General features: G+C 35.9%; 15 protein-coding genes and 7 pseudogenes. 14 read left to right on the top strand and 8 right to left on the bottom strand.

What is annotated here, in order from left to right:
- Window positions 1-56: 56 nt before the first annotated feature.
- The 6 genes and pseudogenes from JCM13188_RS12020 (at window position 57) to JCM13188_RS19190 (ending at window position 3,222) form a co-directional block, all read left to right on the top strand.
- Window positions 57-326, top strand: a complete 270-nt coding sequence (locus JCM13188_RS12020) for a hypothetical protein (RefSeq protein WP_054754333.1) — start codon at window positions 57-59, stop codon at window positions 324-326.
- A 30-nt stretch (window positions 327-356) separates the two neighbouring features.
- Window positions 357-704: a DUF2953 domain-containing protein gene (locus JCM13188_RS12015; RefSeq protein ID WP_054754330.1), complete on the top strand. Its 348-nt coding sequence runs from the start codon at window positions 357-359 to the stop codon at window positions 702-704.
- Window positions 701-1,264 carry a GerW family sporulation protein gene (ytfJ, locus tag JCM13188_RS12010; protein WP_054754328.1) on the top strand — a complete coding sequence of 188 codons (564 nt, stop codon included), beginning with the start codon at window positions 701-703 and terminating at the stop codon, window positions 1,262-1,264. The genes JCM13188_RS12015 and ytfJ overlap by 4 nt, the downstream gene beginning before the upstream one ends.
- An 84-nt stretch (window positions 1,265-1,348) precedes the next feature.
- Window positions 1,349-2,333: pseudogene (locus JCM13188_RS21830) on the top strand (class I SAM-dependent methyltransferase).
- Between the two features lie 74 nt (window positions 2,334-2,407).
- The gene (locus tag JCM13188_RS19195; RefSeq protein ID WP_279401780.1) at window positions 2,408-2,692 is read left to right on the top strand and encodes a hypothetical protein; all 285 of its coding nucleotides are present in this window, start codon (window positions 2,408-2,410) and stop codon (window positions 2,690-2,692) included.
- Entirely contained in the window at window positions 2,680-3,222 is a 543-nt protein-coding gene (locus tag JCM13188_RS19190) for an EcsC family protein (protein WP_369404990.1), read from the top strand. The genes JCM13188_RS19195 and JCM13188_RS19190 overlap by 13 nt, the downstream gene beginning before the upstream one ends.
- A 22-nt stretch (window positions 3,223-3,244) precedes the next feature.
- Here the strand turns inward: JCM13188_RS19190 and JCM13188_RS11995 are convergent, their stop codons facing one another.
- Window positions 3,245-3,703, bottom strand: a complete 459-nt coding sequence (locus JCM13188_RS11995) for a universal stress protein (RefSeq protein WP_054754326.1) — start codon at window positions 3,701-3,703, stop codon at window positions 3,245-3,247.
- Between the two features lie 147 nt (window positions 3,704-3,850).
- Here JCM13188_RS11995 and JCM13188_RS11990 point away from each other — a divergent pair.
- Both JCM13188_RS11990 and ald read left to right on the top strand, forming a co-directional pair.
- Window positions 3,851-4,603, top strand: a pseudogene (locus tag JCM13188_RS11990) (SDR family oxidoreductase).
- 90 nt (window positions 4,604-4,693) lie between these two features.
- Window positions 4,694-5,805 (top strand): annotated as a pseudogene (gene ald, locus JCM13188_RS11985) (alanine dehydrogenase).
- Window positions 5,806-6,298: 493 nt separating this feature from the next.
- Here ald and JCM13188_RS11980 read toward each other — a convergent pair.
- Together JCM13188_RS11980 and JCM13188_RS11975 are read right to left on the bottom strand one after the other, a co-directional pair.
- Window positions 6,299-6,907, bottom strand: coding sequence for an alpha/beta fold hydrolase (locus JCM13188_RS11980; RefSeq protein WP_279401779.1), 609 nt, complete (start codon window positions 6,905-6,907; stop codon window positions 6,299-6,301).
- A gap of 212 nt (window positions 6,908-7,119) precedes the next feature.
- Window positions 7,120-8,211, bottom strand: a pseudogene (locus JCM13188_RS11975) (M24 family metallopeptidase).
- Window positions 8,212-8,328: 117 nt separating this feature from the next.
- On the opposite strand from JCM13188_RS11975, the pseudogene JCM13188_RS11970 reads away from it, so the two are divergent.
- Both JCM13188_RS11970 and JCM13188_RS11965 read left to right on the top strand, forming a co-directional pair.
- Window positions 8,329-9,009 (top strand): annotated as a pseudogene (locus JCM13188_RS11970) (metal-dependent hydrolase).
- 96 nt (window positions 9,010-9,105) lie between these two features.
- Window positions 9,106-10,409: pseudogene (locus tag JCM13188_RS11965) on the top strand (DRTGG domain-containing protein).
- Here JCM13188_RS11965 and JCM13188_RS19185 read toward each other — a convergent pair.
- Together JCM13188_RS19185 and JCM13188_RS19180 are read right to left on the bottom strand one after the other, a co-directional pair.
- Complete coding sequence (locus JCM13188_RS19185) at window positions 10,399-10,539, bottom strand: YtpI family protein (protein ID WP_279401778.1); 141 nt, start codon at window positions 10,537-10,539, stop codon at window positions 10,399-10,401. The pseudogene JCM13188_RS11965 and the gene JCM13188_RS19185 sit on opposite strands and share 11 nt — an antisense overlap.
- A gap of 70 nt (window positions 10,540-10,609) precedes the next feature.
- Window positions 10,610-10,690 (bottom strand): annotated as a pseudogene (locus tag JCM13188_RS19180) (YtpI family protein); the annotation flags it as partial.
- 91 nt (window positions 10,691-10,781) lie between these two features.
- Here JCM13188_RS19180 and JCM13188_RS11955 point away from each other — a divergent pair.
- Window positions 10,782-11,774: a DHH family phosphoesterase gene (locus JCM13188_RS11955; protein ID WP_054754322.1), complete on the top strand. Its 993-nt coding sequence runs from the start codon at window positions 10,782-10,784 to the stop codon at window positions 11,772-11,774.
- Here JCM13188_RS11955 and JCM13188_RS11950 read toward each other — a convergent pair.
- The 3 genes from JCM13188_RS11950 to ytrH all read right to left on the bottom strand — a co-directional run bounded on the left by JCM13188_RS11950 (window position 11,758) and on the right by ytrH (window position 12,884).
- A complete protein-coding gene (locus tag JCM13188_RS11950) occupies window positions 11,758-11,940 on the bottom strand; it encodes a YtzJ family protein (protein ID WP_054754320.1) in 183 nt (60 codons plus the stop codon). The two genes, JCM13188_RS11955 and JCM13188_RS11950, sit on opposite strands and share 17 nt — an antisense overlap.
- Before the next feature lie 105 nt (window positions 11,941-12,045).
- The gene (ytrI, locus tag JCM13188_RS11945) at window positions 12,046-12,555 is read right to left on the bottom strand and encodes a sporulation membrane protein YtrI (protein WP_054754318.1); all 510 of its coding nucleotides are present in this window, start codon (window positions 12,553-12,555) and stop codon (window positions 12,046-12,048) included.
- On the bottom strand, window positions 12,555-12,884 hold the full coding sequence (gene ytrH, locus JCM13188_RS11940; RefSeq protein ID WP_054754315.1) for a sporulation membrane protein YtrH: 330 nt from the start codon (window positions 12,882-12,884) through the stop codon (window positions 12,555-12,557). Before ytrH ends, ytrI begins: the two co-directional genes overlap by 1 nt.
- A 132-nt stretch (window positions 12,885-13,016) precedes the next feature.
- Between ytrH and JCM13188_RS11935 the strand changes: the two genes are divergently transcribed.
- The 3 genes from JCM13188_RS11935 (at window position 13,017) to JCM13188_RS11925 (ending at window position 16,358) form a co-directional block, all read left to right on the top strand.
- Complete coding sequence (locus JCM13188_RS11935) at window positions 13,017-13,850, top strand: PHP domain-containing protein (protein ID WP_054754313.1); 834 nt, start codon at window positions 13,017-13,019, stop codon at window positions 13,848-13,850.
- A complete protein-coding gene (dnaE, locus tag JCM13188_RS11930) occupies window positions 13,847-15,100 on the top strand; it encodes a DNA polymerase III subunit alpha (RefSeq protein ID WP_054754311.1) in 1,254 nt (417 codons plus the stop codon). Before JCM13188_RS11935 ends, dnaE begins: the two co-directional genes overlap by 4 nt.
- 178 nt (window positions 15,101-15,278) lie before the next feature.
- On the top strand, window positions 15,279-16,358 hold the full coding sequence (locus JCM13188_RS11925; RefSeq protein WP_054754309.1) for a helix-hairpin-helix domain-containing protein: 1,080 nt from the start codon (window positions 15,279-15,281) through the stop codon (window positions 16,356-16,358).
- The last annotated feature ends 106 nt before the right edge of the window (window positions 16,359-16,464 follow it).

The raw sequence follows: 16,464 nt of genomic DNA, 5'->3' as shown, positions 1-16,464 counted from the left end.
TTATGTACGCATATTTTTCCAATAAATAGACACCTTAAATTTAAGGGGTGCTTTAGATGATCGTGTTATCGATATTGGCTGCAATCTTATTGGTTTTTATATTGCTAATCCTATGTTTAATTTTTAGTCAGGTAAAAGTGGCCATACATTTTACATATCGTCATCAAAGGCAAGACCTCTATATTCAATTAATTCTTTGGAAATATATTAAACTTACTCGATCGATTCCAATTATTGATTTAAATACTGATACGTTTTCAGTTGATTTAGTCGAGAAAGACGAAATGTTTGGTAAGCAAAAAGAAAAGAAAAATCATTCACCATAGATGATCTTAAACAGCAATGGACGTTAATTAATGAAGTTATTAAAACGACTAAAGACGTTACCACATTTAAAAAAAGCACTTAAGGCTATTCAAGTCAATCAATTCAATTGGGATACCATGCTAGGAGTAAGTCGTGCTGACCATACAGCTGAATTAACTGGAGTCCTTTATACCGTTAAAGGTGGAATTGCAGCTATGATGTTGAATTATTTAACGCTTAGCACCAATCCCGATTACACGGTGCAACCTTATTATGTCAAACCGACTTATCAGACAGAGCTAAAGTGTATATTATCCTTTAAACTCGGTAAAATTATGCGTGAATTATATAGCGTAGGAAAACAATATGGAAAACTTAAAAAGGTGGGCTTAAAATGAATGAACATCCTATACACGACATGATGGTTACAGCCATGGAAAACTTAAAAGATATGATCGATGTTAATACCATCATTGGTGACCCTATTGAAACGCCAGACCGTTCAACTGTCATTCTACCAGTATCTAAAGTTGGATTTGGCTTTGCTGCAGGTGGTAGTGAATTCGGTAAATCATCCCAACAAAGCGATGATGGGCAAGGTCAAGGCCAAAGTGGTTCATCGCATCCGTTCGGTGGAGGAACTGGTGGGGGTGTTTCGATTAATCCAATCGGCTTTTTAGTAGTTCGTCCGCACGATGTGAAGATGGTTCATTTGGATCAAGGGACTCATATCGTAGAGAAATTAATTGATTTTGCACCGCAAGCTGTTGAAAAAGTGCAGCAATACTTTCAACAACAACAATCCAATCAATCTCAGCAATCTCAGAGAGGCGGACGAGGGCAAAATAATCAGGGTAATCAAGGAGGTCGAGGTTATCGAGATCAGGGAGGTCAAGGTTATCAAGACCAAGGTTACCGTGACCAAGATTATGACCGAAGAGGCAATATTCCAGAATAACCATTTATCTATCAATGTCCCTTTAAATTTGCTAAAATAAAGTAAGTAACGCAAGGAATCGGTTAGAAAGCGGAGGGACTTTGATTGGAGCAACAAATTGAAATAATATTTAAATGGTTAGATGAGACTACTGAAATCATTACTAAACAAGAAGATGTTCCGTACTTAGACGGGCTAATTGCAGCAAGTGAATTGTTGTTTTATCGAGAATTACCCGATGATTTAGAGCCAACATATGAACAACAATTACAGACAAAACTTAGTCAGATTAATCTTTCTGAATATACAGGTGAGATGAGGCGTAAAGGGCTTCAACTCGCAATATTAAAAGGTATGAAAGGACAGACACAGCAGCATCACTACATCACCCCAGATACAGTGGGTATGTTTATTGGTATTTAGTGCAGCGTTTTGTTGGAACTGAAAAACCTTATACATTATTTGATCCTGCATGCGGAACAGCTAATTTATTGTTTGCTGTTTTAAATCAACAAGAGGTATTAAAAGAGTCGATTAAATTATATGGTAGTGAAGTGGATCCGACCTTAATTCGATTAGCTTATATCAATGCTAATTTACAAGAAAAAGAGGTGGAGTTCTTTCATCAAGATAGTTTAAAGCCTATTTTACTTGAACCAGTTGATGTCGTCGTTTCGGATCTACCAGTAGGATATTACCCTGATGATGAAACGGCACAAGGTTATGAGCTTAAGGCAGAGCAGGATCATTCATACTCTCATCATTTATTTATTGAACAGAGTATAAAATATACTAAAGAAGGTGGCTATTTATTTTTGTAGTACCGAGTATGTTGTTTGAAAGTGATCAAAAGGATCAACTTCAAGCTTACTTAAAAAAGCATGCTCATATTGTTGGCTTGCTTCAGCTACCTGAATCGATGTTTAAGAATGAAACGATGAGAAAGAGTATTTTCGTTCTGCAAAAGAAAGGTGAGGCCACGAAAGATCCTAAAAAGGTTATGCTTGCCGACTTGCCTTCATTTAAAGAAGCTGAAGCCATGCAGCAAGTGTTGCAACAATTGAATCAGTGGTTTGAAAACGAGCGATAAAACCTTTATAAATGTTTACTATAGCCAGTCCTTAGGTAGGGGCTGGTTTATCAATAGGTAAAAAGGGTGATGAAATGGGAGAGGAAAGAGTACGTCGTTCGATTTTAAAATGGGAAGCTGAACTAGAAGCTTATCATACAAATGATTTTGAAAGAATGTATGAGATATCACTAGATAGCATGTTTGGGAAAATTCCTAATCACTATCAAGAGAAAATTCTCAATTGGGCTGATCAGTGGTTCTTATACACGTACACGTTTCTTCAGGGAACTAACTCGCAACAGGCTTCTCAAGAAAGAATACTTCAGACAGCAAGATCATTTAATGAACAAATTGAAAAAAAAAAATTGATGATTTAAAATCTCTATCGATAGAACAGCTTACTTATTTATCTGATCAACAATTAGCTAAGAGCAGAGTGTATTCATTTGCTCAAGGCGGGTTAACGGGAACTGGTGGATGGTTGTTTTTAGGTGTGGATTTTCCATTAATTATGACATTAAACTTAAGGTCAGTTCAGTTAATTGGAAATAGTTTTGGTTATGATATGAACAACCCTGTGGAGATGATTTTAGCCTTAAAAATACTGCATGGTGGGCTTATGCCACAGCGGTTCAAATACGAGGCATGGACAGAGCTTAAAAATGACTTAAACTCACTTGATACTATTATGGAACAGGTAGACGGTACTCTTGATGAGACATGGTTAGAACAGCCCGTTAATCAGCTTTTTAAGACGCTCGCAATTGTAATGTTCAGAAAAAAGTTAGTGCAAGGTGTACCATTAATAAGTGTTGGGATTGGGGCTCTTTCTAATTATAAATTATCGAAAGATGTAACCTTATTTGCGAAGTACTTTTATCAGCATCGTTTTTTAGAAGAGCAATAAAAGAGGAGAGATTACTCTCCTCTTAAGTTTGTTTATGTTCATCTTCTGGTCTTATGACGAGTACATCAACTTTAGCATAACGAGTAATGTGTTCAGACACACTTCCGATGAAAAAGCGTTCAACAGCATTCATTCCGGTAGCTCCGCAAATGATTAAATCTGCCCCGTGTCTAGGTGCAACTTCTTTTGCAATTTTTACTTTAGGTGAGCCATGTTCCATGTCTGTCACCACATTGGTTACACCAGCTTGAGAAGCACGCTCTTCATAGCCTTTTAAGAGTTCTTGTGCGTCGTTCTGAACTCTATCCGAAACATTACGATCATAAGCTTCAATGGTGGAATACACACGAGTGTCAACTACATGAGAAATAATTAATTTGGCATGGTTTCTTTTAGCAATGTCGATTGCTTTTTGAAAAGCAAAGTCCGATGCTTTAGATCCGTCAACAGCAATTAAAATATTGTGGTATTCAAACGCCATCTGTTAAGACCTCCTTTATGTTAAGTATATCATGATTGTAAGCGCATTCATAACATTTTATTTTTAACAATGAATTAAGAAATTTTTAAATTTGATTATGTAATGGTAAAATGTTCATATAGTTAAACAGGAGAATGGAGGGGTCCCATGCGCCATGCCTTAATCACTGCAGGTACAAAAGGGTTAGGCAGAAAAATGACAGAGTACTTTCTCAAAAATGGTTATAGTGTCACCGCGACTTATCGTTCAGACAAAATCAGGCTAATAAGTTAAAAGATGAGTATATTGGCTATCCGTTACATATCGAACAATTAGATGTGCAAAACCATCATAAGATAGAACAAGTTGTACATGAGGCATATCAAAAGTTTGGACGCATTGATTGTTTAATTAGTAACGCAGGCCCATTTATTTTTGAAAGAAAAAAGCTAATGGATTATAGTACAGATGAATGGGATCGAATGGTTCGTGGGAATTTAGATGCCTCTTTTCATTTAGTTAAATCTTGTATTCCTATCATGAGGAAGCAAAATTTTGGCAGGATTGTATTTATGGGGGTTTCAAGGAGTCAATCACAGTTCGGGTTGGATATACAGATCAGGCTTTGCTTCGGCAAAAGTTGGGGTAGCTTCACTGATGAAGTCAATAGCACTTGAAGAAGCAGAATATAAAATTACCGCTAATATGGTTGCGCCAGGTAAAATAATTGACAATATGAAAGAAGAAAATATTGAAGAAAGCCGAAAACACCCCAGTCAAGATACACCGATTGGACGTGAAGGGACTGGTGAAGATATCGCTAGAACGGTAGGATTTTTATGTGATGAGAATTCTGATATGATTACTGGTTCCGTTGTCGATGTTAACGGAGGCATGGATGTCATTCACCGTTATTTATAAAAGTGTACAACTTTATTGGAATTAGTGTTATAGTAAAATTTGTTATGATATTTTTCATTTTTTATTACATAATCAGGGAGGTTTTGACTGATGAAGATCGGAATACCTAAGGAAATTAAAAACAATGAAAACCGTGTTGCATTAACTCCTGCAGGGGTCATTGCACTTGTTAACGCTGGACATAGTGTTTTTGTTGAAACAAATGCTGGAGAAGGTTCTAACTTTACGGACAAGCAATATGAAGAAGCGGGCGCAACGATTGTGCCATCAGCTAAGGACGCTTGGTCTCAAGAAATGGTTATGAAAGTTAAAGAACCACTTCCTGAAGAATATGATTACTTCTATGAAGGTTTAATCTTATTCACTTATTTACATTTAGCTGCTGAACCTGAATTAACTAAAGCGTTAATTGATAACAAAGTTGTTGGAATCGCTTACGAGACCGTTCAGCTAGATAATCGCTCACTTCCACTATTAACACCAATGAGTGAAGTTGCGGGTCGTATGGCAAGTCAAATCGGTGCTCAGTTCTTAGAAAAATCTCGTGGTGGTAAAGGAATCTTATTGAGTGGAATTCCTGGTGTTCAAAGAGGGAGAGTAACTGTAATCGGCGGTGGTGTCGTTGGAACAAACGCTGCTAAAATCGCAGTTGGTTTAGGTGCAGATGTAACGATTATCGACCTTAGCCCTGAGCGTTTAAGAGAGCTTGATGATATTTTGGTAATCAAATTAATACGGTCATGTCGAATGAATTAAATATTGCAGAAGCTGTGAAGCATTCGGATTTAGTTGTTGGTGCTGTGCTAATTCCTGGTGCAAAAGCACCTAAACTAGTGACAGAGGACATGGTTAAAGAAATGTCACCTGGATCAGTTATTGTTGATGTGGCAGTTGACCAAGGTGGAATTGTTGAGACAGTAGACCATATTACAACTCATGATAACCCTACTTATGAAAAACACGGCGTTCTACACTATGCTGTTGCTAACATGCCTGGTGCCGTGCCAAGAACATCAACAATCGGCTTAACCAACGTGACGGTACCTTATGCGCTACAATTAGCTAACAAAGGCTACAAGCAAGCAGTTAAAGATAACCAAAACCTTCTAAAAGGGATTAATACATTAGATGGTTATGTAACATACAAAGCTGTTGCGGATGCGCATGAATTAGACTATAAAGATTTAAGTGAATTATTGTAATCATATTTTCCTTCAATTGTGAAAAACTATAGATATAGAAGATTGAAGGTGGTATGACATGAAGAAATGGTTTATTAGATTGATTAAATACGGCCCGATTATTTTCCCTTTTATACAAAAGATCAAAAACAAATTGGGGCGACGTAAAAAGAAAAAAGCTATATAATGCAAAAAGGCATCCTTTTAATAAAAGGGCGCCTTTTTATATTGATTTTCTGCAAGATGCATAGTCCAGTATACTTTAAGCCGGTTGAATGGTAGCATCTTTACTAATGTTGTAATTATTAATCTCTTATAAATATAAAAAGCCTCTTCAGAAAGAAGAGACTTTAATTATTTTCTATAGTTGAAAAAGTCAAGTTGTCATACTAATTCGCTTGTTTAAGTTTATTCTGATTCTCAAGTAAAAAATTCAGCGAGATTTGATTAAATTCTTTAGCTTTTTCAATATTACATATGTGACCGCAATGATCTAACACGCATAGCTTAGCGCTTACATCTTGTTTAATATCTTTTTTAATGGATGGATAAATAAGTGATCTTCACTTCCAGAAATATAAAGTTTGGGAATATGAGGTGCCATCTTTTGTACTTTCTGGTAGCTTTGTTCAATGGTATAACATAAGCTATACCAACCTAAAAAGTTTTTTCTGTGCATTTTTACAGCTTCTCGCACAAATGTTAATCTGGATTCTTTATGATTAAGTTTAGGCATCATGATGCGTGCAAAGAGTCTGTAGATCCACATATAAGGCGTGAATCCTTTAACCATGTTTCCAACCTGTAATAACATCTTAGAGAATAATGAAAATCGTGTCACTGTTCCAGCTAACACGGTGCTTTGCACTCTCTCAGGTGCTGTTTGAAGAATTTCATGAATAATAATAGTACCTAATGATACTCCAACAAAATGGGCTTGGCCTATTTTTAAAAAGTCTAAAGTTTCTATGACTTCACTGGCTGCTATTTCTGATGTGAATCCATTTTTATAAGTATTTATATCAGGTGAGTTTCCATGGCCAGGTAGTTCAATGGTGACAACGTTAAATTGTCTTTTATAATGTTTTAATTGTTTATAAAAAAATGTTTGAGTTACCGCCAAGACCATGAATCAAGACTAAATAATCTTGAGTTTCGATTTCATTGTGAATTTTATAATCTAACATATGTTACCTACCTTGCTGTCACATAAAAAAATTATTAGCACTTGAAATTATAACAGTTCAAGCCAAAAAGTGTGACAGAACAGCGACAGATTAATTACAGCTTAAAAAAAACTTGCCACATGTTAATCGTGACAAGTTTTTATAATTACTATAGTTCCAACAATTCCTTCATAAACTCTGTTAATGTGGTCGCACCGTTACTTGTTATAAAGACATCATCTTCAATTCTAACGCCGCCTATTTCTGGTACGTATATACCAGGTTCAATCGTATAAGACATACCTTCTTTTAATACGTCATCATTGTTTGATGCAAGGGATGGGAATTCGTGGACATTAATCCCTAATCCGTGTCCAATTCGGTGAGGGAAGTATTCACCGTAACCAGCTTCTTCAATGACCTGTCTTGCGATTTGGTCTAAATCTCCTAAACGAGTACCAACTTTACTTGCATGGATAGCTTTTTCCTCAGCTTGTAAGACTGTATTGTAAATTTCTTTTGTTGATCAGATGCTTGACCTAAGACAACTGTGCGGGTAATGTCCGAACAATAGCCTTTGTGTACGACACCGAGGTCCATCAACACAAAATCTCCGTTTTGGATCGGCGTCAAGTCAGGTGTTCCATGGGGTGCGGCTGATTTTTTTCCGGCCAATACAGTCGTGTCGAACGACATATTTCGAATGCCTTCTTTTTTCAGTGCGTATTCAATTTCAGCTATAATTTCTAATTCAGTTTTTCCTTCTTGAATATGTTTAAGGGCTGTTTCAATGCCAAAATCAGCAAATTGCGCAGCTTCTTTTAAAATACCCATTTCTTTTTGATCTTTAATTAGTCGGAGTTCGTTTAGCATTAGCTGGCCATCTACAATGTCAGTTCCGTTTAGTTCCTTAATGACAGTTTCATATCTAACGACATTAAGATCTTCTTTTTCGATAGCCAATGTTTGCGGCTGACCGAGGTCTTTAATATAACGTGATAATTTAGTCCAGGGGTTTTCGTGGTCAAAATATGTAATGGTGTCGCCTTCCCATCCAGCGTTTTTAACATCTTCTTTTTCTAAAGCAGGAACGATGAGTGCTGAATTGCCTTTTTGGTCAACAAATGCTCCTATTAATCGTTCATGTGCTTCAGCGTAAAGATTTGTAAAATAAAAGACATTTTTCTTTCGATGTGATAAAAACGCTATCTAGATTGTTGTCTTTCAGCTTTTGAATTAATTGATTTAATCTACCTTCCATCCAGAATCACCTCTAATAAAATTTTGTCTATATGTGTTATCATAACGAAACAAGGGAAATAAATGAACTGTGGAGAATTAATTTATGTAGATAAAAATTAATTAGGAGGTTTTTAACATGAAAGTTTCTTATCATGGACACTCAGTAGTCAAAGTTGAGCACAATGACAAAACTATTCTAATTGATCCATTCATTACAGGAAATGGATTGTGTGATTTGAATGCCGATGAGGTTAAGGCAGATGTAATTTTATTAACTCATGGTCATAATGACCACGTTGGAGACACTGTGGACATTGCGAAACGTCATGATGCATTAGTGGTGGCTCCAAATGAGCTAGCGGATTATTTAGCCGGCAAGGGCTTGAATACACATAACATGCATATTGGCGGGGCACATGAATTTGATTTTGGTAAGGTAAAGTATACACAAGCATTCCATGGTTCTAGTTACAATGAAGAAGATGGAACGATTGTTTATACAGGTATGCCTGGCGGAATTTTGTTAACGATTGAAGGGAAGACAATTTATCACGTAGGAGATACTGGTTTATTTTCTGATTTAAAATTATTGGTGATTTAAATGATATTGACCTAGCATTCGTTCCAATAGGAGATAACTTTACGATGGGACCTGAAGATGCCAAGCTAGCTTGTGAATGGATTAAGGCTAAAAAAAGTGGTTCCTGTTCACTACAACACATTCCCTGTCATTGAGCAAGACCCTAAGGCATTTGTCGATAGCTTACCATCTGGAATGGGACAAGTTATGAATCCTGGAGATGAATTAACATTATAAGAAGCTGTATAAGTGCCAGTTTTGCGACTGGCACTTTAATTATGAAAAATAGAACGATATAATTAAATTATTATAAAAGGAAAACGGTGATGCTTCATGGCTACGAAACATGAACAAATTTTAAATTACATAGAAGAACTACCCATTGGTTCAAAAATTTCTGTGCGTCTAATTGCGAAGGATTTAAATGTGAGTGAGGGTACGGCTTATCGTGCAATTAAAGAGGCTGAGAATATTGGCTTTGTCAGTACAATAGAACGCGTTGGTACCATTCGTATTGAAAAGAAGAAAAAGGAGAACATCGAAAAGCTAACGTTTGCTGAAGTGGTCAATATAGTCGATGGACAAGTTCTAGGCGGTAGAAGCGGGTTACATAAAACATTAAATAAATTCGTTATTGGTGCCATGAAATTAGAGGCAATGATGCGTTATACGGATAAAGGTTCGCTCTTAATTGTAGGTAACCGCGTTAAAGCTCAAGAAAAAGCTTTAAATGCAGGGGCAGCCATTTTAATAACAGGAGGCTTTGATACAACAGACCATGTTAAACAACTCGCTGATCAGTATGAGCTTCCAGTTATTTCATGTTCATATGATACATTTACAGTTGCCGCAATGATTAACCGAGCTATTTACGATCAGTTAATTAAAAAGGAAATTATTATAGTAGATGATATTTACACGCCGCTTGATGACACCTTTGTTTTAAAAGAAGGCGATACAATTGCTAAATGGTATGCTTTGAACAATGAAACGAAACATAGTCGTTACCCGGTATTAGACGATGAGCAACGGGTTGTAGGTATTGTGACCTCTAAAGATATAATTGGTAAGTCTGATACATTACGAGTTGATAAGGTTATGACGAAACATCCTATTTCCGTTCAAACGACAACATCACTAGCAAGCGCGGCCCACACGATGGTTTGGCAAGGTATTGAACTTTTACCTGTGGTAGATGAACATAATGTGTTTCAAGGTGTCATTACAAGGCAGGACGTCATTAAAGGACTTCAAAACAATCAGCGCCAACCGCAAATAGGTGAAACGATTGATGACATAGTTCAAAAGCAACTTCATTATGATGAGGAATTATCAACATTTTCAACCGAGATCACCCCTCAAATGACGAATCATCTAGGATCGTTATCATATGGAGTGTTCGCCTCACTCATGACAGAGGTTTGTAATCAGATTTTGAAACAACAAAAACAGGCGACATGGTCATCGAGAATTTATCGATTTACTACATGAAGCCTGTTCAAATTGGAAGTCATTTAACCATCGTTCCGCAAATATTAGAGTTAGGTCGTAAGTTTGCGAAAGTGGATGTTCAAGTGCTATCAAACGATGAACTTGCTGGGAAAGCAATGATTATGACTCAGTTTATTAACCGTTAACTTTGTCCATTTCGCCTTTATAATGCTTATAAAGCTTATAGCCATAAACAATTTGTGCGATTCCTAAGATTAAAAAGAGAATGGTGATAAAAAGAGCTAATCTCGTTTGATAATAATAATATTGATTCATAAAAAAATGTCGATACGAAGATCCCCAAAGTGATGCGCGCCTTAGCGTTTGTAATATGCATATATAAGGGATCTTTAGATTTCGTTATTTTAACTTTAAAATAAATATATAAAATAATTGAAACGATAAATAAGGTTATAAGTATTGGCATAGTGCTCCTCCTCTAAACTGAAACCTTCATTCATTGTACCGACTGTTTTATAAAATTTCTAGTATAAAACTGAAGAAAGGTTGACGAATTCATGAAAGATGAAATTATAAAATTAATCCAAGAATACGACCGAATTATTATTCACAGACACGTCAGACCTGACCCAGATGCTTATGGATCTCAAGTAGGGTTAGGTGAATTAATTAAAAATTCATTTCCTGATAAACGAGTTTTATTAGCCGGTGAAGAGGAGCCTTCCCTAAATTATTTAGCTCGATTGGATGAGATACAAGATGAAGACTTCAAAGGATCACTAGTCATTGTTTGTGATACTGCTAATGAAGAAAGAATCTGTGATCAGCGATATCTTACAGGAGAAAAATTAATTAAAATAGATCATCATCCTAATCGTGAACCTTACGGTGATATCATGTGGGTTGACACAGAAGCATCTTCAACGAGTGAGATGGTTTATGAATTATATGAAGCTGGAAAATCTGAGGGGTTTAAATTAAATAATGATGCGGCAAGACTTTTATATGCTGGTATAGTTGGGGATACTGGAAGGTTCTTGTTTCCGAGTGCAACGAATCGAACGTTTGAAGCGGCAAGTGAACTCATAACTTATCAATTTGATCGAACAGAACTTTATGAGAAAATGTATCAAATTCCATTGAAAGTGGCTAAGTTAAGAGGTCGTTTGTTAACGGATTTGGAACCTAGAACAAGTGGGGTTGCAGTCTTTAGAATTAACCAAGAAATGCTTCAGGAGTACGGTGTAACATCTGAAGAAACGCATGCTTTTGTCGGAATCGCAGGAGATATACAAGAGATTCTCTCTTGGGTTTTCTTTGTTGAAGAAGAAGATGTTATTCGAGTCAGATTACGTTCAAAAGGCCCTATTATCAATAATGTCGCTGCTAAATACAATGGTGGGGGACACCCGATGGCATCTGGTGCTAAAGTAAGCACATGGGATGAAGCAGATGAGCTTGTTAAGGATTTAGAGAAAGTTTGTCTTGAGTATCAACAAAAAGTTAGCCCATCAATTAGGGCTAACTTTTACATTAATTGTTTGGTGTAAACCAACAACCAATATCGGTTTCGTCTACTGTAATATCTAATTCGTGCGACTCAATTCTACGATTCATTAGTCGGATGAGTTCTTCTGTTTCAGCATAAACGGTATTGCCGCTAAGCAACTCATTTAGCTTTTCATCGGCTAATTGCCGTTTATTTAAGACAAACATCATCCTCACCTCTTACATTAAGAAATTCTATAATTATATTGTAACCGAAAATTTGATTATTATAGCTTTTTGACATAACTTTCTAAAAATAGACATATTACGTCCCTAGCTAGATTGAATACTAATTTCAAGAGAGACATCAAGAGTCGGTCCGATTGTAAGATAAATCACTTTAACCTGATACTGAATTTGATTTACTTTAAAGGTCTTGTTCTCAATGGTTCGAACGAGTAAGTCGCGTTGTTCACTTACAGATGAGATGTTATTCCCAACAACTGCTCCAATTTCATCTTCAATTAAAGCTGTTAGCCTTAATGTTGTAAAACGATCAAGTTTAAGTTGGTCTATGTTAAGCAGTTCTATTTCGACATCTTTAATTCTAAGCAATTGTTCACTTTGTTTACTTAAATCATCCGTATCCTTCTTTAATAATTCATAATCTTGCTCAAGGTTTCTTAATTCTTTTCTAAGTGTTAAATTTTCTTCAATCCAACGTTCAGTATGTTCTCCGTAAATATAAAGAAAAAACAAATAACCAACCATAGTTCCAACGATTATACCAACAAAAAAAGCTTGCCATTTTGGTTTTTTATAATAAGGTGGTATATGCATCATTATAGTTCTCCTTGTGTCACCCAGGAAATAATTAGAATACCTGCTTTGACGCCACCCATAGCTGCGATAATCAACATAATTTGTTTGACTAAATCAATAGTAGAACTTTCAAAGATTCCCCTTTCAAATGTGGAAATCGCATCAAATGTCCCGCCAATAGCTGCAACAATCGCCCATATTCTTAATCGCTGAGCGGATGACATCATTTCTGAAATAGGTGGCTCTCCAGTTATATAGGCGCTAAGGCTGCCAAAGACTGATCCACCAATTAATACACCAAAAGAAATGAAAAAGCATGTAATTAGCGCTGCATAGAAACGTTCTTCCATATTAATCAACCTCTTCAAATGCTTGTCTTTACTTATTAATATGAAAACGAGATTTATTATATGTTGAAACATTTCAAGAATGAAGCAGGTTCGATATAATTGAAGTAGGTCTAATAAAAGAAGGTGACGAACATGTCGTTTGTTCATTTGCAGGTTAAAAGTAGTTACTCTTTTCTGCAAAGTACCATTAATATAAAAGAATATGTGAGATACATAAAATCGTTAGGATTATCTACATGTGCTATAACCGATCATCAGGTTTTACACGGGGCATATGAATTCTACCAAATCTGTAAGCAAGAAGAGGTCAAACCGGTTATTGGTATGTCTGTTGATGTTTATTTAAATCAAGAACAAAGACCACTAACATTTTATTTATATGCTAAAGATTTTAAAGGGTACCAATCGCTTGTAAATTTATCAAACTTAATTCAATTAGAAAAAGAACGGGTGACGCTGAAACATATTTTACAAAGCGAGCAAGTCATTCCAGTGGTTTCCTTTTATGATACGTTTGTTGAAGAATTAATCTATTTAGATGATCAGCATAAATTAAATGAAATCGTAGATACGTTTAATCAATTACAACATTTTTATGTTAAAGTCGATCCTATTACTTCATCTAAAAATTTAGTGACAGAATGGTTCTCTACTCGAAATGATTTGAAGAAACGCCTTGTTCTAATGTGTGATGTAAGGTATTTAAAAGTTTCAGATCGTGTTGGGTTTGAAGCATTATACGCCATGCATCAATCAACAACTGTATCTAATGTTAGACGAGAAGCTAATGTTGGCACACATCTGTTAACGTTAAATGAAATCGTCGAACAATTCGGGCAAGATTGGGAACGAGCTCAAAAACGTAGTGTTGAAGTGGTTGATCAATGCGAGATGACTATGCCAAATAATGGTTTGATCTTCCGTCATATCAGGAGACGGATGGTTTATCTTCTGATGAATATTTGAGAAAAATCTGTGAGGAACAAGTGAATCGAGTTTATAGGGAAGAAATGCATGATCAGGCTTATAAGAGACTTAATCATGAATTAGAAGTGATTCAATCCATGTCATTTTCGGATTATTTTTTAATCGTTAAAGACATGGTTGATTATGCAAAACGTGAACATATTTTTGTTGGACCAGGGAGAGGGTCTGCAGCAGGCTCCATTGTCGCCTATTTATTAGGCATTATAGAAGTTGATCCATTAAAATATGGATTATTATTCGAAAGGTTTTTAAATCCAGAAAGACAGAATATGCCTGATATTGATATTGATTTTTCTGATTATAGACGAGATGAAGTGATTCGCTATGTTTCTAAAAAGTATGGTGAAGACCGAGTTGCACAAATTATGACGTTTGGTACGTTTCAGGCTCGTTCAACGATACGCGAATTAAGTAAAGTATTTGAAATCGATCGTGATCAAGTTGCTTATTTACTCAAGCAGTTACCTAACCATTCGACGTCCTTGAAAGAGCTGGTTAAGCGTGATTCTTCGTTACAAGAAACCATTAAAAACTCATCTTTATTAAAAGAAATGTTCAAAGCAGCTATATTAGTTGAAGGACTGCCTAGACATTATTCAACTCACGCAGCAGGGATTGTCATTAGTAACGAACCATTAACGAATTATGTGCCAGTTACGTTAGGTCAGGATTTAGTCATGTTAACCCAGTACCCCATGCAACAGTTAGAAGCTGTAGGTTTGTTAAAAATGGATTTGCTTGGACTTCGTAACTTAACCTTATTAGAACGAATGGTTAAACAAGTTGAAGAGAATGAAGGAAAAACGATTAACCTTAAAGGTTTATCGCTGAATGATGAATTAACCTATAATCTTCTTAAAAAAGGAATGACAACAGGTGTCTTTCAGCTTGAGTCTAACGGCATGAAGCAAGCGCTACGTGCTATTAAACCGAATCAACTTGAAGATATTGTAGCTGTTAATGCTCTTTTTAGACCTGGACCGATGCAATTTATCGAAACCTTTGCTAAAAGAAAGCATCAACAAGAGACTGTGTCATATATACATGACGATTTAAAGAATGTATTAAAAGATACTTATGGGGTTCTAGTTTACCAAGAGCAAATTATGCAAGCTGTGCACCAATTTGCTGGCTTTTCTTATGGACAGGCCGATTTATTAAGACGGGCCATTAGTAAGAAAAATCGTGATGCTATTCAAGAAATGAAGGAGAAATTTTTTAGAAGGTAGTGCGAGAAACGGTTATGATCGATCCACGGCATTAGAATTATTTGAATGGATTGAGCGTTTTGCTGATTATGGTTTTAATAAAAGTCACGCTGTTGCTTATTCTTTAATTTCTTATCAAACAGCTTATTTTAAAGCTAACTATCCGGCATATTTTTATTCAGAATTAATTTCATCTGTTATGCATGACGATGAGAAAGTTGAAAAGTATGTTAAAGAGGCAAAAACTCAAAGTATCCAGGTTTTACCACCTTCAATTAATGAAAGTTTTGGAAAATTTACAGTCTCAAATAAACATCAGATCCGTTTTGGGTTATTAGCTGTCAAAGGAGTCGGTAAACAGGCTTACGAGGAAATTATTAAGTCCCGTCAAAAAGGCAAATTTAAAGACTTATTTGATTTCTGTAAAAAAGTTGACCTTAAAGTGATGAATCAGACTATTATAGAGAATTTAATTATGGCAGGAGCCTTTGATGAGACGCGAAAACACAGGGCTCAACTATTAGCTGCGGTTATGCCAGCAATCGAACAAGGTGAGTTATTTTCTGATATGGATGAACAACTTAACTGGTCAGATGAATTGTTTGATATGGATATCGAGTATCCTGAAGTTGAACCATTCCCTATTATTGAGCAGTTAAAGCTTGAAAAAGAAGCTCTGGGGTTCGTGATTAGTCCTCATCCGTTATCGTATATTAGGAGAACCTTGCGCAGGTATGGATATCAATCGATTCGTGATGTTTCAGACCTTAAGCTAAAAAGTGTTGTCCAGTTAGTAGGTCACCTTGAGAGAATGAAACAAGTGCGGACTAAACGAGGCGAACAAATGGCATTTTTAACGCTGCAAGATGAATTCTCTGAAATTGATGCTGTACTATTTCCAAAACTGCATCGAGAGGTTCATAGAGAACTCAAAGAAGGGCAATTTGTGAAAGTAAAAGGCCGAAAAGATCAAAGAAACGGTGAAAACCAAATTATTTTAGACGCAATCGAACCTTTTGACATCAACCAAGTTCCTAAGACAAATGCTGCTAAGATTTATATAAAAATTGATTCTGAGGATGAAGTCGGTCAATTAGAACAAATTAAAGCTATTAGTCAGAAATATACAGGAACGACGCCTGTTGTGATTTATTCACCTGCAAGAAAGCGAACCTATCAGTTATCTGAGGGGTATGATTTAGTAGAAAGCCAAGAGCTGTTAAACGAACTTGAAAACATATTCTCTCCAGAAAATGTAAAGGTTAAAAGAACAGAATAATTGCAAGTGTTTTAAGGGTCCGCCAAAATAAAACTTTTGGCGGGCTATGTTTATCAATTGAAATGCTTTACACAAAATGGTGTTTTGTTATAATGAATTAAGTTAA

This window comes from Piscibacillus salipiscarius JCM 13188 (genome assembly GCF_001311865.1).
Classification (GTDB): domain Bacteria; phylum Bacillota; class Bacilli; order Bacillales; family Alkalibacillaceae; genus Piscibacillus; species Piscibacillus salipiscarius.
Note: the sequence above shows the minus strand (reverse complement) of the source record. Positions and strands in the feature narration are given on the sequence as shown.